The organism is Micromonospora citrea (genome assembly GCF_900090315.1).
Lineage (GTDB): Bacteria > Actinomycetota > Actinomycetes > Mycobacteriales > Micromonosporaceae > Micromonospora > Micromonospora citrea.
The window spans coordinates 135952-156500 of sequence record NZ_FMHZ01000002.1 but is presented as its reverse complement, the minus strand read 5'-3'; the positions used below and the strand labels follow the sequence as shown (position 1 = coordinate 156500).

The window sequence follows — 20549 nt, the reverse complement described above, 5'->3', positions numbered from 1 at the left end:
CTCGTCGAGCCTGGCGGTTGCGGCCCGCTCAGACCAGCAGACGCTCGCGCAGCGTCGCGCCCACGTTGATCGCGCCCACCGCCCGGCCGCCGGCCGGGTCGTGCACGTCCATGGTGTTGTTGCGACGCATCAGCTCCCGAACCGGAGGCGGCAGCCGGGGCGGATCGTCCATGGCCGCGAGGACCTGCCCGGCGCCCGAGATCAGTCGGTCCACCAGGGCTGCGGCGTCGGTGTCGATCCGCACCCGGCCGTACTCCCAACCCGCCACGGTGAGGTCGAGCACCTCGAACACGCGGGTCACGAGCGGGTTCGGGTCGGTCACCCGGTCCAGCCGGGACGCCCGGCCGCCGATCACCGTGGCGGCGGCGGCGACCTGGGCGTACGGGTGGAAGCCGCACGGCAGCGTGAACAGCGGCCACCGCAGGGCCTGGCCGGCCTCCATCCACAGCGGCCGGTAGTTCCGCCGGTGCACCAGGAGCCGCCGGCCCGTCCGTCGGTGTATGTCCTGGGCCTGGACCTGCAGGTCGGCGTGGGCCTCGTCGGCGACCTGGCTGACGATCCGGGCGGCCACCACCAGGCCGTCGTCGCTGTCCAGCAGCGCGGTGACCGCGTCGACCTGCTCGGCGAACCGGATCTGCGCGCGGGCGCCGTACCGGAGCCGGACGTCCCGCAGCAGTGTCTCCTGCCGTCCCGTGTCGAGCTGGACCCGCCCGCCGCCGAGTAACTGCCGGAGCCAACGCATTTCGCCTCGTTTCAGCAGAGCCGTCCCGGACCGCGGCAATGCTAGTGCGTCACACCTCTGCCATCCGGACGGGGTGGCCGGTCGATCGCCACGGCAGCCGTGCCTCGACCGATGCCGACCCGACGCGCCTTCTCGGCGGAGACGGCCCTGCGGTGACGTCACCGCCGAGAAGGCGCCGTGCCCGCCCGTCGGCGTCCGGTCGGGCGGCGGGGCCGGGTCAGACGCGGGTGATGCGGACCGCGTCGGCGACGACGTAGCCGGTGCCGCTGGTCCACCGGCTGACGCCCACCTTGTTGCCGTCGCCCGCGCCCAGGGTGAACACCCCGAGCGACACCCATCGGCCGCCGTTGACGCGCTGGTTCACCCGCACCGTCTGGTTGCCGGCCGTCGTCGTCACGATGTACGGGGTCGAGTCGTTGTAGCCGGGGTCGGCCGGGTACCAGACCGAGACCTCGTAGGAGCCGGTCTCCGGCACGTCCGCCCGGTACCAGGCGGTGTCGCTGGCGGGGGTCGGGGTGGCGAACCGGTAGTCGGCGCCGTACCGCTGTGCCGAGTAGGCCGACGTGCCCCAGTTCGCGCTCGCCGTGAACCGACCCGCGGTGGTGTTGTCGACGGTGGTGGTGAACCCGTCCGGCGGCGGCGTGCTGCCGGCCGACACGTCCAGGTAGTCGCGGTCGATGTAGATGCGCACGCCGCCCCAGGTCTCGTAGCTGTCGCCCGTGTACTGGTGGATGCGTTGCCGGTCGGCGTAGTGGGCGTCCGCGCAGTAGTCGCCGGCGTCGGTGTCCGCCACGCCGTTCCACCAGGCGAAGAAGAGGTGGTCGACGCGGGTGTACCGGCTGTCGTTGTAGGCGCCGCACAGGTCCCGGACCCCGGAGGAGCCGCTGGAGTACATCCCCGAGAGGTAGCCGAGCGCGTGGAGCTGCTGGGTCCAGCCGGAGAGGTACGACAGCACGGCGGCCTTGCACGACTCGGTCGACGGGTAGTGCTCGATGTCGTTGTAGATCACGCTTCCGCCGGGGATGCCCAGCGCCCGGGCCGCGCTCACCGCGCTGTTGGCCCGGGCCGCTCCCTCGGACCGGGCCGTGGCGGGGTCGTACGACATCTTCGGCGTACGGGTGCCGCACGGCGCCTGGCGGTCCAGCTCGATGGGGATGAGGTGCCAGCCCTTGCCGGTCTGGTTGGTCACCCAGCTCGCGGTCAGGTTGGCCTGCGTGCAGGACCGGCTCGAGCCGCTGATGTAGATGCCGATCGCGCGGTACGGCGAGCTGTTGCGCCAGGCGTCCATCGTCGACTGCGACGGGGCGGTGCACGTGTCGAAGCCCTTGCCGGTGTAGGTGCCGGGCTGCGGGGCGGCCGCCGCCGTCGGCGTCACCGTGGCGGACGCCGCGTCGGTGCGCACGTCGTCCGGCGACACCGGCGTGGCGCCGGGGGCGAGGCGGGCGGAGGCAAGGACGCGGCGGACCGCCGGCTCGGTCTCGGGGGTGTGCAGGGCGGTGACCAGCACGCCCGCGTCGCGTACCGCGACCTGGATCGTCCCGTCGCGGGAGACCGCGCCGCCGGCGGTCGCCCGCCCGCTCACCGTGACCGCCGTGTCGGCCGTGATCCGCCCGGCGGTCGCGGAGTCGATCGGCTCGACGATCAGTCCCGCCGTCCGGCCGACGAGCCCGGAGGGGCACCAGGGTTCGTCCCCCGGACGGCCGAGGTAGACGGCGGGCCGGTCGAAGCGGACGCAGGCGTGCGGGTCGGTCGCCAGGTCGACGACCTGCCAGTCGGCGGGGACGGCCAGGCGGTAGCCGTGGTAGGTGACGGTCCGTTCCTGCGTGGGGGCCGCGCCGGCCGGTGGTGCCGCCACGGCCAGGCCGACGGCGGCGGCCACGAGGGTGGCCATGATCCGTCTTGTCGTCATCGGGTCCCTCTCTGTGGAAAAATTTCGTACCGGTTAACAGATTTGGCAGATTCCTACCATGCGGGTGTCGATCGCGCTAGAGACATCTGTCGATCCGATTCGTCCGGCGCGGTGCTCATCGCCTGGCCCGGGTCGCGGGCCGCGTCGTACGTACATGGTTGGATTCGGCTGTCCCGTACGGGCGGACGACGGAGGTGCTGTGGTCGAGATCCCTGATGCGGTGCTGGCGGAGTTGGCGGGGCCGGTCGCGGCCGCGCTGCCGCTCGTCCTCACCCGCATCCCGCCGGGACCGGCGGCCGAGCTCGGCCGGCTGCGGGCCGTCGCCGACAGCGACGCGCTGCCGATCCCCGCGTTCGCCGGCCAGCGTCCGGCGGTGGCGAGGTTCCGCTCCGGCGGCGCGGCGCGACCGGGCGACCCGTCGGTACGCGACGCGCTCGGCTCGCTGCCGCCCCTGCTGACCGAACGCCTGCTCGGCGCGCTGGAACTGACCGTGGCGGAGCTGGGCCTGGGGACCGTCCCGGAGCTCGCCGGTCTGCTGGACGAGCCGTTGACCGGCAAGTTCGGCGTCGCGACCATGAGCGGGCAGAGCGAGGCGGTCACCGGGGTGGCCGTGCTGGAGCAGGTCCGGCCCGGTGCGGTGCCGCTCGTCGCCGCGCTGGCCCGCCGGCTGGCCACCCACCCGCGAGTGGGTGGCCTGCTGACGGTGGGGCCGGACGTCACCGACGAGCGGGGTGTCGCGGCGGCGCACGGCGCGGCCCAGCTCGCCCTGTCCGTGGCCACGGCCGCCGTCGTCCTGCGCGGGGTGGGGGTGCGGAGCTGGGCCATGGAACCACCGGCCGTGCTCGGCGTCGCGATCGGCACCGCGGTCCTGTTGCTGCGCGAGGCCCCGATGCCCGCCGGCTACGCCGCCGCGCTGCTCGACCAGGTTAGGGCGGAATACCTGCTTCCCCTCCGGTCCAGCGGGTCGGCGCCGGTGTCGGGGCACCGGTTCGCGCTGCTGGAGGGCTCCGACGTCCCGCAGGTCGACTTCGGCGGCAACGGGCTGGTCGTCGTCGTCCCCGGCGGCGCGGTGATCCGCGCCGGCGTCGAGACCGGGCACGTCCGGATCAGTGTGAGCATCCTTGACGGGCCACCGCCGGACGTCGCGACCGGCTGGGAGGAGATCGTCGAGGTCAGCTGGCGGGCGGCCGTCGGTGGCGCCTCGGTGCTCGGCCCCGACGCGAGCGACGCGCACCTGCGCCACATCACCCCACCCTGGCCGGGTGACTACCGGCTGCGGGTGCACGCCCGCGGCCGGGACGACACCGACGAGGGCGACACCGAGCACTACGAGCTGGTGGTGTGGCAGGCGCCCGCCGCGCCCGAGATCGTCCACGCCCGGACGGACCGGCTGGGCCACCGGCTGCGCGGCGAGCCCGAACCGGTGCGGCCCGAACGGCCCGAGACCGCCTACCGGTGGGTGCGCCGCAGCAGCCTCGGCGAGGCCGCGACGGTCACCGTGGCGACCGGGACGAGCGTCGCGGACGTGCTGCGCGCCTTCGGCGCGGACCCGGGACGACCGGAGTCGCTGCGGGCCATCGGCGACGACATGATGAGGCGGCAGTCGATCGATCCGTGGGTGGCGGTGCTGGACCTCGGTGACGCCGTGCTCGCCGTTGAGTACAACGGCTGGCAGGGCTCGACCGCGCCCGTGCTGACCCGCGCGTCCGTCGGCGGGCGCGCCGCCAGCATGTTCTGGAACGTCAACGCGGTGACCCGGCTGTCGTTCGCCGAGCATGGCGAGGTGCTGCTGTCGGTGGAACCGTTCGGCGACCTCGACGCGCCACCACCGGTCGCCCCGGCGCTCGCCGACCTCGACTTCGCCGACCACCGACGCGGCAAGCCGCAGCAGGGCCTGGTCGCGGTGCGGCGATTCACCGGCCACGGCGTCACCGCCGAGGACCTGGCCCGGATTGACGCCGCCGACATCGGCTTCCGGATCGTGCCGGACCTGCCCCCGCTGTATCCCCGCCGGCCGCTGCCCGGCAGGAGGCTCGTCGGCTCGCTCGGCCCCGCCGTCGAAGCGCCGGCCGGGCTGCCCGAGGCGGAGCGGCTGGCCGAACTGTCCGAACCGGAACTCCGGGACCTGGCCTGGTGGGTGGCGGAGGAGGCGGCCCGCCACGCGGGGGTCGGCGACGACCCGGACGTCGTCGCCAGCATCGCCGCCCGGGCCCTGACCGGGCCGGCGCACCTGCGCGCCCGCCGTTCCCAGCTCGACGGCGGCGAACACCGGTGGGTGTGGCTCGCCCTGCACCGCGCGACCAATCCCGACCCGGTCGCCGCGGTCACGGACAGCGTCGACGCGGCCCGTTACGCCGCCGGCCCGCACGCGGCGAACCTGCTCGCCGACGCCCGGGCCCGGATCGTCGGACCCGCCGCCCGGTGACTGTCCCCGCCGGCGGGAGCGCGGTCATCCTCGCCGTCTCCGTGGCCGCCGGCAGCGGGACCCTCGGGCGACAGACCGCGACGTCCAGCGGCCTCGGTGGACGTTCGTCGACACCTCAGCGGTCGTCGGCCTCGGCGGGACCGAGGATTCGCTGCCGGGCGGAGGCGCACCCGCGGCAGCCTGGCGGAGACGCCGGGCCACCCGGGTGAAGCCCGCGAGCGCAGGCCCGGCGCGTCCCGGCGGAGCCCGGGTCGGCCTCCGGTTGCGCCGGCGGGCGGACCGGCAGTGGCAGGATTGCTGGCGATGCGACGAAGCGAGGGAATCACACGCGGAGCGCGGGCGGCGGTGACGGCGGCGGCCCTCGCCGTCCTGGCTCCGCCGGGCGGGGCGGCGGCGAACCCGTCACCCGGCCCCGCACCGGCCACGCCGGTGTGCGAGGTGCGCGACAGCCGGCTGACCGAGATCTCCGGAATGGCCGCCACCGACGACGGATACGTCGTCGTCAACGACGGCGCGGACGACGAGGCGCGCCGCCGGATCTTCTTCCTGGATCCGAGGTGCGCCGTCGTGCGTACGGTCTCCTATCCGTCGCGGCCCCGGGACACCGAGGACCTCGCGGTCGGCGCGGACGGCACGGTCTGGGTGGCGGACACCGGCGACAACGACCGTTCGCGGCAGACGGTCGCGGTGTGGAAGCTGGCGCCGGGCACCGACCGGCCGGTGCTGTACCGCATGGCGTACCCGGACGGTCCGCACGACTCCGAGGCGCTGCTCGTGACCGCCGACAACCGGCCGGTGATCGTGACCAAGTACTCGGCCGTCCTGTACGCCCCGAGCGCCGACCTGCGGCCGGGCGCGACGACGCCGCTGGCGAAGGTGGGGCAGGTCCGGCTGCCGGCCTCCACGACGAGCAACCCCTTCTCGGCGCTCGGCCGCACGGCGGTCACCGGCGCCGCCACCGCGCCCGACGGCCGCCGGGTGGTGTTGCGCACCTACGCCGACGCGTTCGAGTTCGACGTCGCCGACGGTGACCTGATCGGCGCGTTGACCGGCGGGACCCCGCGGGTCACCCCGCTGCCCGACGAGCCGCAGGGCGAGTCGATCACCTTCAGCGCCGACGGGCGGTCCCTGCTCACCCTGTCCGAGACCGCCGACCAGCCGGCGGGCACGTGGCCTCGCCTCCTCCGTTACCCCCTCACCGCGGGCGCCACGCCCGCCACGCCGCGGGCCACGCCCGAGCCGACCGCCCGCGCGGCCGGCGACCGGGCCGGCAGCCCGGGCGGCGTGGCCGTCGCGTCCGTCGTGGCCGCCGGTGGACTCGGGCTGGGGTTGGTCGTCGTGGCCGTGCTCGTGCTGGCGCGATCGCGACGGGCGAGGCGGCGCTGACGGTCGTGGTCGTGCTGGCGCGGTCGCGACGGGCGAGGCGGCGCTGACCGTCGTGCTCGTGCTCGTGCCGACGGTTGCCGGGCGGAGGGCCCGGCATCCGCCCGGACGCCTCAGCGGCCCTGGAGGCCCCTGACGTTGTCGCCGAAGGTCCAGCCCTTCGAACCGTCCCAGTTGATCGACCAGGTCATCAGGCCCTTGAGGCGGCCGCCGTAGTTCTGCCACGCCTGGGCCACCGTGGCGGGTGCCATGTGGCCGCTTCCGGCGCCGGGCTGCGCCGGCAGGCCGGGGACCTGCTTGTCGTACGGGACGCGGATGGTGGTGCCCTGCACGACCAGTCCGGCGTCGAGGCAGTCGGTCTGCGCGGTGAAGCCCTGCACCGTGCCGGCCGGGTAGGAGTCGCCGGAGCAGCCGTACATGCTGCCGTTGTAGTACTGCATGTTCAGCCACCAGAGCCGGCCGTTGTCGGCGTACCGCTTGATGATCGGCAGGTACGCGCCCCAGATCGAGCCGTAGGTGACGCTGCCGCCGGTGACGTACGCGGTCTCCGGCGCCATCGTGAGGCCGAACGTCGGGGGCATCTGTGCGAGCACCCCGTCGATGATGCGGATCAGGTTCGCCTGCGACGGGGAGAGTTGGGAGATGTTCCCGCTGCCGGTGAGCCCGGTCTCGATGTCGATGTCGATGCCGTCGAAGTTGTACCGCTTCAGGATCGGTACGACGGTCGCGACGAACCGGTCGGCGACCGCGGCCGAGCTCAGGTCGATCCCGGCGGCGGCACCGCCGATCGACATCAGGATGGTCAGCCCGGCCGCCTTGGCACGACACATCTCGGCCGGGGTCGGCACCCGGACCGTGCTGTCCATGCCGTCCTCCCACAGCACGGTGCCGTCGGCGCGGATCACCGGGAACGCCGCGTTGACCACGTTGTAGCCGTGGGCGGTGATGCGCGGGTCGGTGATCGGGATCCAGCCCAGCGGCGGATGGACCCCGTTGGCCGCGCCGTCCCAGTTCTCCCAGTAGCCCTGGAGCACCTTGCCGCCGGGCTTCGGCTTGCCGGCGCACGTCTCCGGACCGGGCGGAGTGGACGTGCCGGTGGGCGTGGGCGTCGGGCTGGGAGAGGAGGTGCCGGTCGGCGTGGGAGTGGGGGAGGGGGACGCGGTGCCGGTGGGGGTGGGCGAGGGCGTGCCGTCGCACGCGCCCAGGTCGGTCCAGAGCGAGGGCGTGGCGGCCGGGTTCCAGCCGGCGCCGGGCGGCGGGGTGTGTGTCACCAGCGCCTGGTACGACCGGCCGGCGTAGCTGACCCGGCTGCCGGCGGGATAGGTGGTGCCCTCGGCCCAGGCCGGTGCCGTGCAGGCGGCCAGCGTGCTGTTCGGGCCGCTCGCAGTCGCCGCGACGCCGTCCACAGTCGGCAGTACGGCGGCGGCGGCCACCAGCGTGACGCCGGCCAGCAGGGCGGGCATCGTCCGTCGAAGTCGCATGGCATTCCTCCTCGTCGATGTGGACGGGAGGTTATCAGTAAACCTTGTTAAAAATAACTGCCCGGGACGAGGCCGGTCACCGGCGCCGCCAGCGGATCGGCAGGTGCTTCACGCCCCGCTGGAAGTTCGATCGCAGGTACCCGGGAGGACCGGCGTAGGCGATGTCGGCGGTGCGCGCGAGCAGCGCCTCGAACAGCGCGCGCAGCTGGAACCGCGCCAGGTGCGCGCCGAGGCAGAAGTGCGGCCCGTGCCCGAAGACGAGGTGCGGGTTCGGACGGCGGGTCAGGTCGAGCCGGTCGGGGTCGGCGAAGACGCGCTCGTCGCGGTTGGCCGACGCGAACGAGACCACCACCTTGTCCCCGGCCCGCACCGGCACGCCGCCGATCGTGGTGTCCGCGGTGGCGGTGCGCCGGAACACCATCACCGGCGTCCACCAGCGCAGCAGCTCGTCGACGGCGGTGTCGAACAGGGCCGGCTCCCGCCGCAGCCGTGCCATCTGCGCCGGATGCTCCAGCAGAGCGATCATCGCGCCGGGCAGCCCGTTGCGGATCGTCTCGTTGCCGGCCACGGCGAACAACCAGAACATGTTCTCGAACTCTTCCACCGAGAGCCGGTCGTCCCCGTGCTGCGCCAGCAGGACGGACATCACGTCCTGCCCCGGGCATCGCCGCTTCGACCCGGCCAGCAGGTGGGCGTACGCGTACAGGTCGGCCATCCCGGCCCGGGTGCGCGGATCCGGCATCCGGCCGTCGGCGTCGGGCGCGGGCCGGTGCCGCAGCGCCTCGCGGGCCGCGTCGGTGCCGGCCCGCGCGTCGAACGCCGCCGACACCGCGTGGTCCGGATCCTGGAAGCCGATCACCCGGTTCGACCAGTCATACAGCAGCCAGCGGTCGGGCTCCGGCACCCCGAGCACGTCCGCGAGGGTGAGCAGCGGCAGGTCGGCGGCGAGATCGCGGGCGAAGTCGCAGGTGCCCTCGTCGGCGTCGCCGAGCGCGCGCTCGACGAGCGCCGTCGCGTTCGCGCGGATCGACGCCTCCAGCGCGGCGACCGCGCGCGGGGTGAACGAGCGGGCGACCGGTCGGCGTAGCCGGCCGTGCTCCGGCGGGTCCATGTTGAGCATCATCCGGCGCGCGTAGTCCAGGTCCCCGGGGGTCGCCGGGTCGCGGATCTGGGTGGCGCCGAGCCAGGACGAGAAGAGCCTCGGCTGCCGGAGCATCTCCGTCACGTCGGCGTGCCGGAGCACCAGCCAGAACCCCGGCCCGCCGGGCAGCCCGAGCAGCGGCGGCTCCTCGACCCACACCACCGGGCCGGCCGCCCGCAGCGCCGCGAGCAGGTCGTACGGGACGCCGTCGACGAAGGTGCGGGGATCGACGAGGGGCCCGGGATCCACACTCACTGCCCGAGGAACTCCTCCAGCACCGTGGCCAGTCGCACCGGCGTCTCGTACATCGCGTAGTGACCCGCGTTGGCGAGGACCTCGAGCCGGGCGTTCGGGTAGTGGCGCAGCCAGGTCTCGCGCATCGTGTCGGCACCCAGGGCCGGGTCGTGCTCGCCGACGACGGCCAGCGCCGGCACCGGGTTGCCCTTCACGTCGTCGGTGAGGTCGGTACGCGCCCAGGCGGTGAGATAGGCGCCGAACGCCTCCCGGGTGCAGTTGTCGAGGGAGAAGCGCACCATCTCGTCCAGCCAGCCGCCGGACAGCCGGTTGCCGGTGGTGAGATCGATGATGGCGCGCCGGTTGCCCGGGTTGTCGGCCGCGCCGTCGAACAGCGCCCAGCTCTGCAGGTCGAAGGGCACCCCGCCGGCCGGGACGGGGCTGATGCCGACGAGTCGCTCCACCCGGCCAGGCGCGTCGGCGAGCACCCGCTGCGCGGCGATGCCGCCCATCGAGTGCCCGACCACCGAGAAGGTGTCCCAGCCGAGGGAGTCGGCGAGGTCCAGGGCGTCGCCGGAGATCTCGGCGATGGTGTGCTCGCCCGCGACCCCCGCCCGCGCGCCGTACCCGCGACAGTCCAGGAACGCCCAGGTGAAGCGCTCCGTGTCGATCAGATCCGGCAACCAGCCCCAGCCCCGGGCCGACCCGAACCAGCCGTGCAGGGCCAGCACCCGGCGCGGCCCGTGGCCGACGACGACCGGGCCGGCGCCGGAGTCGTCGATGCCGGGGTGGTTGTTCGTCATGACGGCGGCTCCTCCGGTGCGGCGCCGGGTCCTCCGGTGGACGGTCCCGGAGCCGGCGGGGTGAACGCTGTGGTGTGCCCGCGACCGTAGTCGGCGCGCGGACCGAATGGAAGAGCGGCGGCGCGCGTCGGAACGGCCCACGGCGCAGCCACCGTCCGTGCCGGCCTTCGTCCGTGCCGGCCTTCGTCCGTGCTGGCCTTCGTCCGTGCCGGCGGTTCGCGGCGGTTGGCGGTTCGCGGCGGTTGGCGGTTCGCGGCGGTTGCGGTGTCGGGGCTCGTCGGGCGGCGGAGGTTCAGGTGGTGGCCCGCTCGGGCTCCGGCTCGTGGACGACCGGCTCCGAGCCGGCCCGCCGGATCGGCGTGAACGCCCCGCCGACCGCGACCAGCAGACAGCCCGCACCGGCGACGAGGGTGACCGCGGTGACGCCGTACCGGCCGGCGGCCCACGTCAGCGCGGCGGCGCCGGCGGGCCCGAGGGAGTAGTGCGTGCTCCAGAAGGCCGACGTGACCCGCCCGAGCAGATGGTCGGGTGTGATCTCCTGACGCAACGACATGGAGCAGATCCCGGCGACGCTGACCCCGCACAGGTACATGGCGGTCAGCGCCGTGACGCCGGGCACGGTGCCGGCCACACCGATGCCGGCGACGGCGAGGCCGGACATCGTGACGGCGGCGATCCAGGTGACACCGAAGCCGCGCCGGCGACGCAACGGCGCCACCAGCAACGCCCCGGCGATCGTGCCCACCGCCGCCAGGCCGAGCACCGCGCCGATCGTGCGGTCGGACCCGCCGAGATCGTGCTTGACGTGGTAGATGAGCACATCGGTGAGGCCGTACGTCAGGAAGATGAAGATCGACAGCAGCACGGTCAGCGCGCGGAGCACGGGCTGACGCCAGAGGAACCGCGCGCCGGCCAGCAGCTCGGCCAGCCGGCTCTCCCGCCCCGCCCCGCCGGGCCGTTCGTCCTCGGCGGGCTGCCGGAGCCGGACCAGCCAGAGGCCGGCGGCCGACAGCGCGAAACTGGCCGCGTTGACGGCGATGGCCACCGTGGGGCCGAACCGGGCGGAGGCGATCCCGGCGAGCAGCGGCCCGGCCACTGCCGCCGCGGCGTACGTCGCCTGCAGGCGGCCGTTGGCCTCGGTGATCCGGTCCCGGTCGACGAGGTTGCGCACCGCGGTCACCGCGGCGACCTGGAACACCATGCCGACCGCCTCGCAGATCGGCAGCACGACGAAGAGCAGCCAGACCTGCGGGCCGGCGAGCCAGGCCAGGGGGATGAGGCCGTAGAGCACCAGTCGGGCGACGTCGGCGGTGATCATCAGGGTCCGCCGGTCGTACCGGTCGACCAGGACGCCGCCGAAGATCCCCGCGCCGACGGACGCGGCGCCGGCCACGGCCGTGAGCAGGCCCATCTGGGCCACCGACCCGGTCGCGTGCAGCACGAGCAGCGGCACCGCGATGTAGGCGAACGAGTCGCCGACGGAGGAGAGCGACTGCGCGGCCCAGTACGCGCCGAAGTGGCGGTCGCGCCACAGTGGAGCTCTCACCGGCCCGCCGCGTTCACGCACACCGGCGAGGGTAGCGGCACGCGTGCCGTGCCGGCCGTCCCTGGCCCGGCACGGTGTGCCCCCGGGCCGGGGCCGGTCGGGCCGCCGCTCAGAGGCTCATCGGCTCGGGATCGGTCGCCAGCTGCCGGAACCGCCCCCGGGGGTCGGGCACCAGCCGCCGGGCGGACAGGTCGAGCATGCCGCCCACGCCGGTCAGCGTCGCGACCCGGACGCCGTCCGCGCGGACGTAGTCCTGCTCGATCTCGAAGGTCTTGCCCTCGCCCCAGCGGAACGCGCAGGAGACGTCCACCTCGTCGCCGCCGCGCAGCTCCCTGAGGTATCGCAGGGTCACCTCCAGGGCGACGGGCCCCACCCCGGCGGCCAGGAGCCGCTCCTGCGTGATGCCGGCCGCCCGCAGGCACTCCCACCGGGCGTGCTCGCCGTACTGCAGGTAGACGGCCTGGTTCAGGTGGCCCTGGGTGTCGAGTTCGTAGCCGCGGACGGCGACGCGCACCCGGAACGGATCTGCCATGCACCCGAGCCTACGGACGGGTACGACAGCGACGGGCGCGACGCCCCTCGCGCGGGCGGCACCGTCGACGGGACCGTCGCGACGGGCCCCGCTGGCGCCACCGGCGTACGCTGCGGTGGTGAGCGCCCCGTCCCGCATCCTGGTCTACGCGGTGTACGGGGCCGGCAAGTCCACCCTGGCGGCGCGTCTGTCCGAGCGCCTGGGGCTGCCGTGGTACCCGGTCGACGACCTGCTGTGGGAGCCCGGCTGGGTCGAGGTGCCGGTCGCGCGGCAGCGCAGCCGGATCGAGGCGCTCTGCCGGCGCGACCGCTGGATCCTCGACGGCGCGTACCACGGCTGGCGCGACGTGGTGCTCGCCCGCGCCGACCTGGTCGTCGGCCTCGACTACCCGCGCTGGCTCTCCTTCTGGCGGCTGCTGCGCCGCACCGTCCGTCGGCTGGTGACCGGTGAGGAGATCTGCAACGGCAACCGGGAGTCGCTGGGCAGCGTGCTGTCCCACGACTCGATCCTGCTCTGGCACGTCACGGCGTTCGGCCGGGCCCGGCGGCGGATGCGGGCCTGGCAGGCCGACCCGACCGGGCCGCCGGTGCTGCTGTTCCGCTCCCCGGCGGCCCTGGACCGCTGGCTGGCGGGCGTGCCCGTCCGGTCGGACGCGCCGGCGCCGGAGGCCCTCAGGCCACCTTCGGCACGGCGCGGGAGATGATCGCGGCGAAGTCCACCCCGGCCGGCAGGGTGCCGTACGCCTGGCCGTGGTCGCCGCCGAGCCGGGAGGCGCAGAAGGCGTCGGCGACGGCCGGATGGCCGTGCCGCACCAGCAGCGACCCCTGGAGGACCAGGGCGAGCCGTTCCACGACGCGGCGGGCCCGCAGTTCGAGGTCGTCGTGGTCGGACAGTTCGGCCCGCACCTGCCGCACCGCGGCGTCGAGCCGCGCGTCGGCGCCGGCGGCCGCGCCCACCTCGGCCTGGAACGCCTCCATGACCTGCGGTTCCCGGCCCAGGGCGCGCAGCACGTCCAGCGCGGCGACGTTGCCGGAGCCCTCCCAGATGGAGTTCAGCGGCGACTCGCGGAACAGTCGGGGCATCCCGGATTCCTCGACGTAGCCGTTGCCGCCCAGGCACTCGAGAGCCTCGGCGGCGTGGGCCGGCCAACGCTTGCAGACCCAGTACTTGCCGACGGCGAGGGCGAGCCGTTTGAAGGCGGTCTCGCCGGCGTCGCCGCGCGCGGACCGGTCGGTCGCTCCGGCGAGCCGCATCATGAGCACGGTGGCGGCCTCGGACTCGACGGCGAGGTCGGCGAGCACGTTGCGCATCAGCGGCTGGTCGACCAGGTACCGGCCGAAGGCCCGCCGGTGGGTGGCGTGGTGGGCGGCGGTGAGCACGCCTTGGCGCATCCCGGCCGCCGCCCCGATGACGCAGTCGAGGCGGGTCAGGTTGACCATGTCGATGATGGTGCGAACGCCCCGGCCCTCGTCCCCGACGCGCCAGGCCACGGCGTGTTCGTACTCGACCTCGGCGGAGGCGTTGGACCGGTTGCCGAGCTTGTCCTTGAGGCGCATCAGCCGCATCGGGTTGCGCGTGCCGTCCGGCAGGACGCGGGGTACGAGGAAGCAGGTGAGCCCGCCGGGCGCCTGGGCGAGGGTGAGGAAGAGGTCGCACATCGGCGCCGACGTGAACCACTTGTGCCCGACGAGCCGGTAGGTGCCGTCCGGCTCGGGGCGGGCGGTGGTGGCGTTGGCGCGTACGTCCGAGCCGCCCTGCTTCTCCGTCATCGACATGCCGGCCAGCAGTCCCCGCTTCGCCAGCGGCGGGCGCAGCCCGAAGTCGTACGTGCGGGCGGTGAGCAGCGGCTCGTACCGCGCGGCCAGCTCCGGGGCGTGCCGCAGCGCGGGCACCGCCGCGTACGTCATCGAGATCGGGCAGCCGTGCCCGGCGTCGGGACGCCAGACGTAGAACCCGGCCGCCCGCGCCACGTGGGCGCCCGGCCGGTCGTCCGCCCACGGGGCGGCGTGCAGGCCGTGCGTGACCGCGGTGCGCATCAGCTCGTGCCACGCGGGATGGAACTCCACCTCGTCGATGCGGTGGCCGTAGCGGTCGTGGGTGCGCAGGACGGGCGGGTGCTCGTTAGCCAGCCGCCCCTGTTCGGCCGCCTGCTCGGCGCCGCCGATCCGGCCGAGCTCGTGCAGTTCGGCGACGGCCCAGCCGGCGCCCTCCCGCGCGAGACCGTCCAGCAGCGCCGGGTCGTCGGCCGTGTCGTGGCCGACCAGCGGGGGGACCTGGTTGAAGACCTCGTGCGTCGTCACGGCGACACTCCCAACGCTCGGTGGCTGAAGGTGATCAGGCCGGGGACGGTGCCCGGGCCGGCGACGCCGGCCGCCAGCGGGCCGACCATCGCCTCGGCCAGGGCGCCGACCAGCGCGGCTGCGGTCAGCTCCGGGTCCTGCGCGGGCAGCTCGCCGCTTGCCACGCCCGCCGCGACGTGGCCGGCGATCAGTTCGGCGTACGCGCGGCGGAAGACCAGCCGCTCGGCGTCGACCGCGGGATCGACCGGCTCGGCCAGCAGGGCGTACGCCAGCCGCGGCGACTTCAGCGCGCGACCGCAGAACGTCTCGACGACGGCGGAGACCTGCCGGGCGGCGGTCCTCTCCAGCGCGGCGGCACGCGCCACCGCGTCCACCTCGCGCTGGGAGGCGGTGCGGAACACCTCGGCGAACAGGTCGGCCTTGGCGGGGAAGTGCCGGTAGACGGTGCCGGTCGCCACGCCGGCCCGCTCGGCCACGGCGGCGACGGAGCAGCCGGCGTACCCGGCCCCGGCCATGATCTCCAGCGCGGCGGCGATGATCCGCTCCCGCGACGCGCTCAGCCGAGCCCTGACCCGCTCGGTGCTCCGGTAGACCACGCAAGGATTGAACCACCATTCAAACCTTGGTCACAAGGGCGGCGGTCCTCCACGGCCCACGGACGGCGGGCTCCCCGACGGTCCGTCGCCGGCGCGCCGCGGTGCGGGGGTGCGCCGAGGTCCGACGCCGCCATGCGGGCACTGCCGTGGCGTCGGACCGTCGGGGGCGTGCCGCCGTGGGTCCGGCGCGGATCAGGTGAGCGTGGCCACGACGTGGGCGGCCGCCTCGGCGAGGAGCTCCTGGTCGTACTCGGCGTCCCGGGCGGCCTTGCTGGACATGATCGAGACGACGAGGGGTGCGGCCTGCGGGGGCCACACGACGGCGATGTCGTTGACGGTGCCGTAGTCGCCGGTCCCGGTCTTGTCCGCCACGGTCCAGCCCTTCGGCACGCCCGCCCGGATGCGCCGGGCGCCCGCCCCGGTGGCGTTGCGCTCCAGCAGGCCGCGCAGGAAGGCGCGCTTGTCCGGCGGCAGGGCGTCGCCCAGCACGATCTTCTGGTAGTCGGTGCCGATGGCTCGGGGAGAAGTGGTGTCGCGCAGGTCCCCGGGGACGGCCGTCACGATGTGCGGCTCGAAGCGGTCCATCCGCGTGACGGTGTCGCCGAGGCCACGGACGTACGCCGTGAGCTCGGCGGGACCACCCAGGTCGCGGAGCAGGAGGTTGCCGGCCGTGCCGTCGCTGAAGCGGACCGCGGCGTCGCACACCTGCCGGACCGTCATCCCCGTGGCCACGTGCCTGCGGGTGATGGCGGAACTCTTCATCAGGTCACGCTCGGCGTATCTGACGACCGTGTCCAGGTGCGACAGCGGGTTGCGGTGCAGCACCGCCGCTGCCGCCAGCCCCTTGAACGCGGAGCAGAAGGCGAACCGCTCGTCGGCCCGGTGGGCGACGGTGGCGCCGGTGCCGGTGGCGAGGGCGTACACCCCGAGGCGGGCGCCGTACTTCCGCTCCAGTTCGGTCAGGCGGGGATCGCGGCCGTCCGGCGTCGTGGTGGGGGAGGAGGACGCGGCGGACGACACGGTCGGGGAGGGGGCGGCGGCGGGCGTCCCGTCCTTCGCGCATCCGGCCAGCGGCAGTGCCGCCGCCAGCCCCAGCAGGGCGCGGCGGCTGACGGCCGGTGGCGTCGAGGCGTCACGGATCATGGGTCCTCCAGTTTCGCGGGCCGCGGGGATCCGGGTGGGTCCGCGCGGTGTCCCGCAGTCGGCAGGGGCAGGATCGACGAGTTCGGGCGGTCGACCGGTCGGCTCCGCAAGATCCCGTCGTGGGTTACACGCGCGGTCACCCCACCGCGGTTGCCGGGCCCCTGCCGTCGACCCCGTTCATCCCGGCAGGGGCAGGTTGTCACGCAACTGACACACGTTCGCACGGTGGCCGCCAACCCGGACCGGCACGTTTGGCTGCCGGCCGCGTCGCCACGCCCGGCGCGGCGACGCGGGGCAGGGACAGCGAGCGGGCACGACGTCAGCGCGCGGGAACAGACAGGAAGGACACCACGATGACCGTCGTCCCGGACCACCACCGGATGACACTGATCTGCGACACCTGCGGCGACATCGTCACCGCGGCCGCGGGCGTCCTGACCGACGTCGACGTCGTCTGGGCCCTCGTCGCGGAGCACGGCTGGAGCGGCTCCCCGTTCGCGGCCGGCCCGCACCGCTGTCCCCACTGCAGTCTGCTGCCGGCCTCCGGGGGCGGGCCCGCGCCGTGCGGGGACCACGGCCCGGGCGGCATCCTCGGCATCGACCACCTCGGCGACGCCACCGTCGTCACGGCCACCGGTGACATCGATCTCGACAGTGGCGACACGCTCCGCGCCGCCCTGCGGCACGCCGCCGACATGGGCGGACACGTGGTGGTCGACCTCAGCCGCGTGCACGTCATCGACTCCACCGGGCTGGGCGTGCTCGTGCGCGCCCACCGCGACGCCCGCGACCGCGGCGTCACGCTCTGCCTGGCCGCGCCGTCCGGATTCGTCCGCACGGTGCTGCACACCATGCGCCTGGACGCGGCCCTGCCCGTCTTCGACAGCCGCGACGACGCCCTCGCCCGGCTGACCGCGGCACGGCCCGCTCCGCCGCGTGTCCGCACAGGAGATCCGGTCGCCGCCCGGCCGCGCTGACCCGGCCTACGCTCGCACGGTCGCCGCCCACTGTCCGGTCGCGTGCGCGGTCTGCCGCTCCCACGCCGGCACGCCACCCCGGACGGGCCAGGCCCGCGTCCTGCCCTCCTCCGGCTGGGCGGCGCACGCCTCGGCGAACCGGCGGGCGAGCGCTTCCGCCGCCCGGAGCGGGTCGGCGCCGCTCCGGGCGGCCTGCGCGGTCACCCGATCCGTCAGCGCGACGTGGGCGGCAACCTGGTCGTCGCCCACGACCTCGGGATCCGCCAGGAGGGACAGCGCCAGGACCGCCGGATCGACTCCCTCGGCGAGGGCCGCGACCAGACGGCAGTGGCCGTCCAGCAGCAGGTAGCCGTCGAACGCGCTCACCGACCACAGCAGGATCGGCGGCAGCACCCGCTCGCGGGCCTGCCTGCGGTACGCCTTCACGCGGGCGGTGTCGACGTCGGGCAGCCGCCGCAGGGGCAGCACGCCGTTCCAGCCCGCGCCCAGCCAGTCGAGGTAGGCGGCCGGATGGTCCCGGACGAGGTCGCCGCGCAGGCAGTACGGCGGCAGCCGGCGGGGACCGAGGGCCCACCGCCCGTCGTGCAGCGGCCCCGTGCCGGCGTCGTACAGCCAGGACGCGAACCGGTGCGCCCAGCGGCCGTGCCACGACGCACCACCGGAGGGACCGGTCCGCCGCGCGTCGTCGGCTCGCAGGGGAGGCAGCGGCGAGATGTGGTCCCCGGTCCGGTACACGTGCATGCCGTGGTTCGCGGGGTGCGCCCTGCCGAACAGGACCGGGCGGTGCCGCTGACGCAGCAGCAGGCGTCGGCCGGACGCGACCTCGAGGCGCAGGTCGGGTGAGCGCCGACCGGTGACGTCCAGCCCGAGGCCGCCCTCGACCGTGTACAGGTTCGTCCGACGCACGGGTCGAGCCTAGGCGAGCGATCCGGTGGCGGCGATGGCGTTGCAGGCGCGGCCGACCGTCCGGGGCCGGCGGAGGAGGTCTGGACGTCGATGACGGGACAGGTGTCGCCGTCGGACCATTCGATCTTCTGGCTGCCGGTGGCGGTGGAGCGGGTGAGGAGGGCGAAGCCGGCGGCGCGGTCGCGGTGGACGACGGGGCGGTAGGCGGGCTGGATGCCGGGCCTCATGCGGGAGCGTCTCCCTTGGTCCGGGTGTCGGGGGTGGTCGGCGGGAAGCAGCCGGCGAACGGGTCCCGGTAGGTCCGCCAGACCTCCTCGCCGTCGGCGAGTTCCGCGTCGGTGAGCAGGCACGCGCCGAGCATGCGCCGCAGCCGCGCCGGATCGAGGTCCAGACCGACGAAGACCAGATGCTGCTGGCGGTCGCCGTAGTAGGGGTCCCAGTCGAGGGTGGCGGCGAGCTGCCGGTGGGTGGAGGCGTCGTCCCAGCGGTCGTCGGGAACGGCCACCAGCCACTGCCCGAGTGACCCGAGGCTGAGACCGCCGCCGGCGAAGTCCCAGGCGATCACGGTCTCGGGCTGGCTGGCGAGCCAGAGGTGGCCGCGCGAGCGCAGCACCTCGGCGTTGACGTCCTCGAGCACGTCGTGCAGCCGGTCGGGGTGGAACGGCCGGCGCGCGCGGAACAGGACGGAGACCACCCCGCAGTCGGGTTGCGGCTCGTGTACGCCGAGGACGTGGCCCTCCAGGCCCCGGGCCAGCACGGCGGGGGTCTCCGGGCGGTGCCGCCCGGTGTCCCGCAGTCGACGGGTCAACTCGCGGGCGTCGACGACGTCGCCGTCGACGCGGACCTGGACCGCCCAGGGCGCGATCCGGGCGAGCAGCACCCCGAGACGTTCGCTGTCGTACGCCCCCTCGCGGGACTCTCCCCACAGGACGAGCGTGTCGGCGTACTCGATCTGGCGGACGACGACGTCGGCGAGCGCCCGGTCGTCGTTGTCGGCGGCCTGGATGCCGAGCGACTTGAGGTCGTCGGTGCTGGCCAGGCCGTCGAGCAGGTGCTCGATGTCGACGACGGTGGTGTAGGAGTCGATCCGCAACAGCTCGGTGATCGGTGTCCCGTCGACGGGGCACCGCGCGCAGGCGGCCGCCACCGCCTCCGGTTCCACCACCTCGGGCAGCATCAGCAGCAGGCCCCTGCCGGGCTGGGCACGGGCGAGCCGGGCGAGGGTGGGCAGCACGTCCTCCCGCAGCGTGCACGAGACGCAGCCGTGTGCCAGGGCGACGCGTTCGTCCTCCAGGATGCCCGCGCCGTCACGTACCACCCGGTGGACGCTGCCCCGGTGGACGTCGGCGAGGTCGTGGCGGATCAGCAGCAGGCTCGGGTCCGCGGCGAGCAGGGTCCGGGCGACCGCGTACGTCGCGGCCGGCCAGAAGCCGCTGAGGACGGTCAGGGACGGGCGGGTGTCGGCCGCCGAGGCGCCGGTCTCGGCCGGCGCGAGGGGTGACGTCGGCATCGCGATCCTCTCCGTTAGTTGAAAACGATTGTCACTATAGACAAGCCGCCGGTGGCGGGCGAGCGGGGCGCCCCGCTCGGCGTCGGCCCCCCGTCGCGGCGCCCCGCCTTGAGGGCGACCGGCCGGATGCGATAGAAACTGGAAACCATTTTCGTTACGGCTACGGCCGTGGTGTGAAGGAGTCCGTGTGTCCAGACGATGTGACGTGACCGGTGCCAGCCCCAGCTTCGGCAACGCCGTCTCCCACTCCCACCGGCGCACCCGCCGACGGTGGAACCCGAACCTGCAGAGCCATCGCTACTGGCTGCCGTCCGAGCGGCGGTGGGTGCGCCTGACGCTCACGGCCAGGGCGCTGCGGACCGTCGACCGGGACGGCATCGAGAAGGTCGTCGCCCGGCTGCGCGCCCGGGGGGTGAAGTTGTGATGGCCCGGCGGACCGGGAGTCGCCCGGTGGTGAGGCTCCGCAGCACCGCCGGCACGGGCTACGCCTACGTCACCCGCAAGAACCGCCGCAACGACCCGGACCGGCTGGTGCTGCGCAGGTACGACCCGGTGGTGCGCCGGCACGTCGACTTTCGCGAGGAGCGCTGATGGCGCGCCGGTGCCTCGGCGACCGGCAGGCGCGCCGCGAGGAACTCGTGGCCCGCCACGCCGCTCGGCGCGCCGAGCTGAAGGGCGTCGTCGCCCATCCCGCCACCCCTCCCGACGTGCGCGACGACGCCGTCCGGCGACTCGCCCGACTGCCCCGGGACGGCAGTCGCGTGCGGCTGCGCAGCCGGGACGCCGTCGACGGCCGGCCGCGCGGCGTGCTGGCCCGCTTCGGCCTGTCCCGGATGCGGTTTCGCGCGATGGCGCTGCGCGGCGAGCTGCCCGGGGTGCGCAAGGCGTCACGATGACCTGATCCGGCGAGGGGCCCCGCCT

Annotated in this window: 19 protein-coding genes and 1 pseudogene; 7 read left to right on the top strand and 13 right to left on the bottom strand. The window is 74.6% G+C overall.

Going from position 1 to position 20549, the window contains the following annotated elements; translation table 11 throughout:
- Positions 1-28: 28 nt before the first annotated feature.
- Positions 29-742 (bottom strand): hypothetical protein, encoded by a 714-nt coding sequence (locus GA0070606_RS01055; RefSeq protein WP_091094624.1) that lies wholly within the window; start codon positions 740-742, stop codon positions 29-31.
- Positions 743-959: 217 nt separating this feature from the next.
- Positions 960-2651, bottom strand: coding sequence for a golvesin C-terminal-like domain-containing protein (locus GA0070606_RS01050; RefSeq protein ID WP_425413018.1), 1692 nt, complete (start codon positions 2649-2651; stop codon positions 960-962).
- A gap of 199 nt (positions 2652-2850) precedes the next feature.
- Here GA0070606_RS01050 and GA0070606_RS01045 point away from each other — a divergent pair, with 199 nt between their 5' ends.
- Positions 2851-5076 carry a DUF6461 domain-containing protein gene (locus GA0070606_RS01045; RefSeq protein WP_141721491.1) on the top strand — a complete coding sequence of 742 codons (2226 nt, stop codon included), beginning with the start codon at positions 2851-2853 and terminating at the stop codon, positions 5074-5076.
- A gap of 345 nt (positions 5077-5421) precedes the next feature.
- The gene (locus GA0070606_RS01040) at positions 5422-6462 is read left to right on the top strand and encodes an NHL repeat-containing protein (protein ID WP_245724519.1); all 1041 of its coding nucleotides are present in this window, start codon (positions 5422-5424) and stop codon (positions 6460-6462) included.
- A gap of 110 nt (positions 6463-6572) precedes the next feature.
- Here the strand turns inward: GA0070606_RS01040 and GA0070606_RS01035 are convergent, their stop codons facing one another.
- From GA0070606_RS01035 to GA0070606_RS01015, 5 genes are all read right to left on the bottom strand, one after another.
- Positions 6573-7940 (bottom strand): carbohydrate-binding protein, encoded by a 1368-nt coding sequence (locus GA0070606_RS01035; protein ID WP_091094622.1) that lies wholly within the window; start codon positions 7938-7940, stop codon positions 6573-6575.
- Between the two features lie 76 nt (positions 7941-8016).
- Complete coding sequence (locus GA0070606_RS01030) at positions 8017-9336, bottom strand: cytochrome P450 (RefSeq protein WP_245724518.1); 1320 nt, start codon at positions 9334-9336, stop codon at positions 8017-8019.
- Positions 9333-10118 (bottom strand): alpha/beta fold hydrolase, encoded by a 786-nt coding sequence (locus GA0070606_RS01025; RefSeq protein WP_091094620.1) that lies wholly within the window; start codon positions 10116-10118, stop codon positions 9333-9335. Before GA0070606_RS01025 ends, GA0070606_RS01030 begins: the two co-directional genes overlap by 4 nt.
- Positions 10119-10410: 292 nt before the next feature.
- The gene (locus GA0070606_RS01020) at positions 10411-11664 is read right to left on the bottom strand and encodes an MFS transporter (protein WP_091094619.1); all 1254 of its coding nucleotides are present in this window, start codon (positions 11662-11664) and stop codon (positions 10411-10413) included.
- Between the two features lie 109 nt (positions 11665-11773).
- A complete protein-coding gene (locus tag GA0070606_RS01015; protein WP_091094618.1) occupies positions 11774-12196 on the bottom strand; it encodes an acyl-CoA thioesterase in 423 nt (140 codons plus the stop codon).
- Between the two features lie 118 nt (positions 12197-12314).
- Here GA0070606_RS01015 and GA0070606_RS01010 point away from each other — a divergent pair, with 118 nt between their 5' ends.
- Positions 12315-12899 (top strand): P-loop NTPase family protein, encoded by a 585-nt coding sequence (locus GA0070606_RS01010; protein ID WP_091107111.1) that lies wholly within the window; start codon positions 12315-12317, stop codon positions 12897-12899.
- On the opposite strand, the gene GA0070606_RS01005 is transcribed toward GA0070606_RS01010, so the two are convergent.
- The 3 genes from GA0070606_RS01005 to bla form a co-directional block, all read right to left on the bottom strand.
- Positions 12868-14496 carry an isovaleryl-CoA dehydrogenase gene (locus GA0070606_RS01005; protein ID WP_091094617.1) on the bottom strand — a complete coding sequence of 543 codons (1629 nt, stop codon included), beginning with the start codon at positions 14494-14496 and terminating at the stop codon, positions 12868-12870. The genes GA0070606_RS01010 and GA0070606_RS01005 overlap by 32 nt on opposite strands.
- The gene (locus GA0070606_RS01000; protein ID WP_091094616.1) at positions 14493-15092 is read right to left on the bottom strand and encodes a TetR/AcrR family transcriptional regulator; all 600 of its coding nucleotides are present in this window, start codon (positions 15090-15092) and stop codon (positions 14493-14495) included. The genes GA0070606_RS01005 and GA0070606_RS01000 overlap by 4 nt, the downstream gene beginning before the upstream one ends.
- A 192-nt stretch (positions 15093-15284) precedes the next feature.
- The gene (gene bla, locus GA0070606_RS00995) at positions 15285-16235 is read right to left on the bottom strand and encodes a class A beta-lactamase (RefSeq protein WP_091094615.1); all 951 of its coding nucleotides are present in this window, start codon (positions 16233-16235) and stop codon (positions 15285-15287) included.
- Positions 16236-16588: 353 nt separating this feature from the next.
- Between bla and GA0070606_RS00990 the strand changes: the two genes are divergently transcribed.
- Positions 16589-17212, top strand: a complete 624-nt coding sequence (locus GA0070606_RS00990) for an STAS domain-containing protein (protein WP_091094614.1) — start codon at positions 16589-16591, stop codon at positions 17210-17212.
- A gap of 6 nt (positions 17213-17218) precedes the next feature.
- Here the strand turns inward: GA0070606_RS00990 and GA0070606_RS00985 are convergent, their stop codons facing one another.
- From GA0070606_RS00985 to GA0070606_RS00975, 3 genes and pseudogenes are all read right to left on the bottom strand, one after another.
- Positions 17219-18118 (bottom strand): hypothetical protein, encoded by a 900-nt coding sequence (locus GA0070606_RS00985; protein WP_091094613.1) that lies wholly within the window; start codon positions 18116-18118, stop codon positions 17219-17221.
- Positions 18119-18186: 68 nt separating this feature from the next.
- Positions 18187-18345, bottom strand: a pseudogene (locus GA0070606_RS00980) (type B 50S ribosomal protein L31); the annotation flags it as partial.
- Entirely contained in the window at positions 18342-19628 is a 1287-nt protein-coding gene (locus GA0070606_RS00975) for a CobW family GTP-binding protein (protein WP_091094612.1), read from the bottom strand. The gene GA0070606_RS00975 and the pseudogene GA0070606_RS00980, both read right to left, overlap by 4 nt.
- A 187-nt stretch (positions 19629-19815) precedes the next feature.
- On the opposite strand from GA0070606_RS00975, the gene rpmB reads away from it, so the two are divergent.
- The 3 genes from rpmB to rpsN are packed head-to-tail and all read left to right on the top strand — an operon-like array spanning position 19816 to position 20524.
- On the top strand, positions 19816-20052 hold the full coding sequence (rpmB, locus tag GA0070606_RS00970; RefSeq protein WP_091094611.1) for a 50S ribosomal protein L28: 237 nt from the start codon (positions 19816-19818) through the stop codon (positions 20050-20052).
- Complete coding sequence (gene rpmG / locus GA0070606_RS00965; RefSeq protein WP_091094610.1) at positions 20052-20219, top strand: 50S ribosomal protein L33; 168 nt, start codon at positions 20052-20054, stop codon at positions 20217-20219. The genes rpmB and rpmG overlap by 1 nt, the downstream gene beginning before the upstream one ends.
- Positions 20219-20524, top strand: a complete 306-nt coding sequence (gene rpsN / locus GA0070606_RS00960) for a 30S ribosomal protein S14 (protein WP_091094609.1) — start codon at positions 20219-20221, stop codon at positions 20522-20524. The genes rpmG and rpsN overlap by 1 nt, the downstream gene beginning before the upstream one ends.
- The last annotated feature ends 25 nt before the right edge of the window (positions 20525-20549 follow it).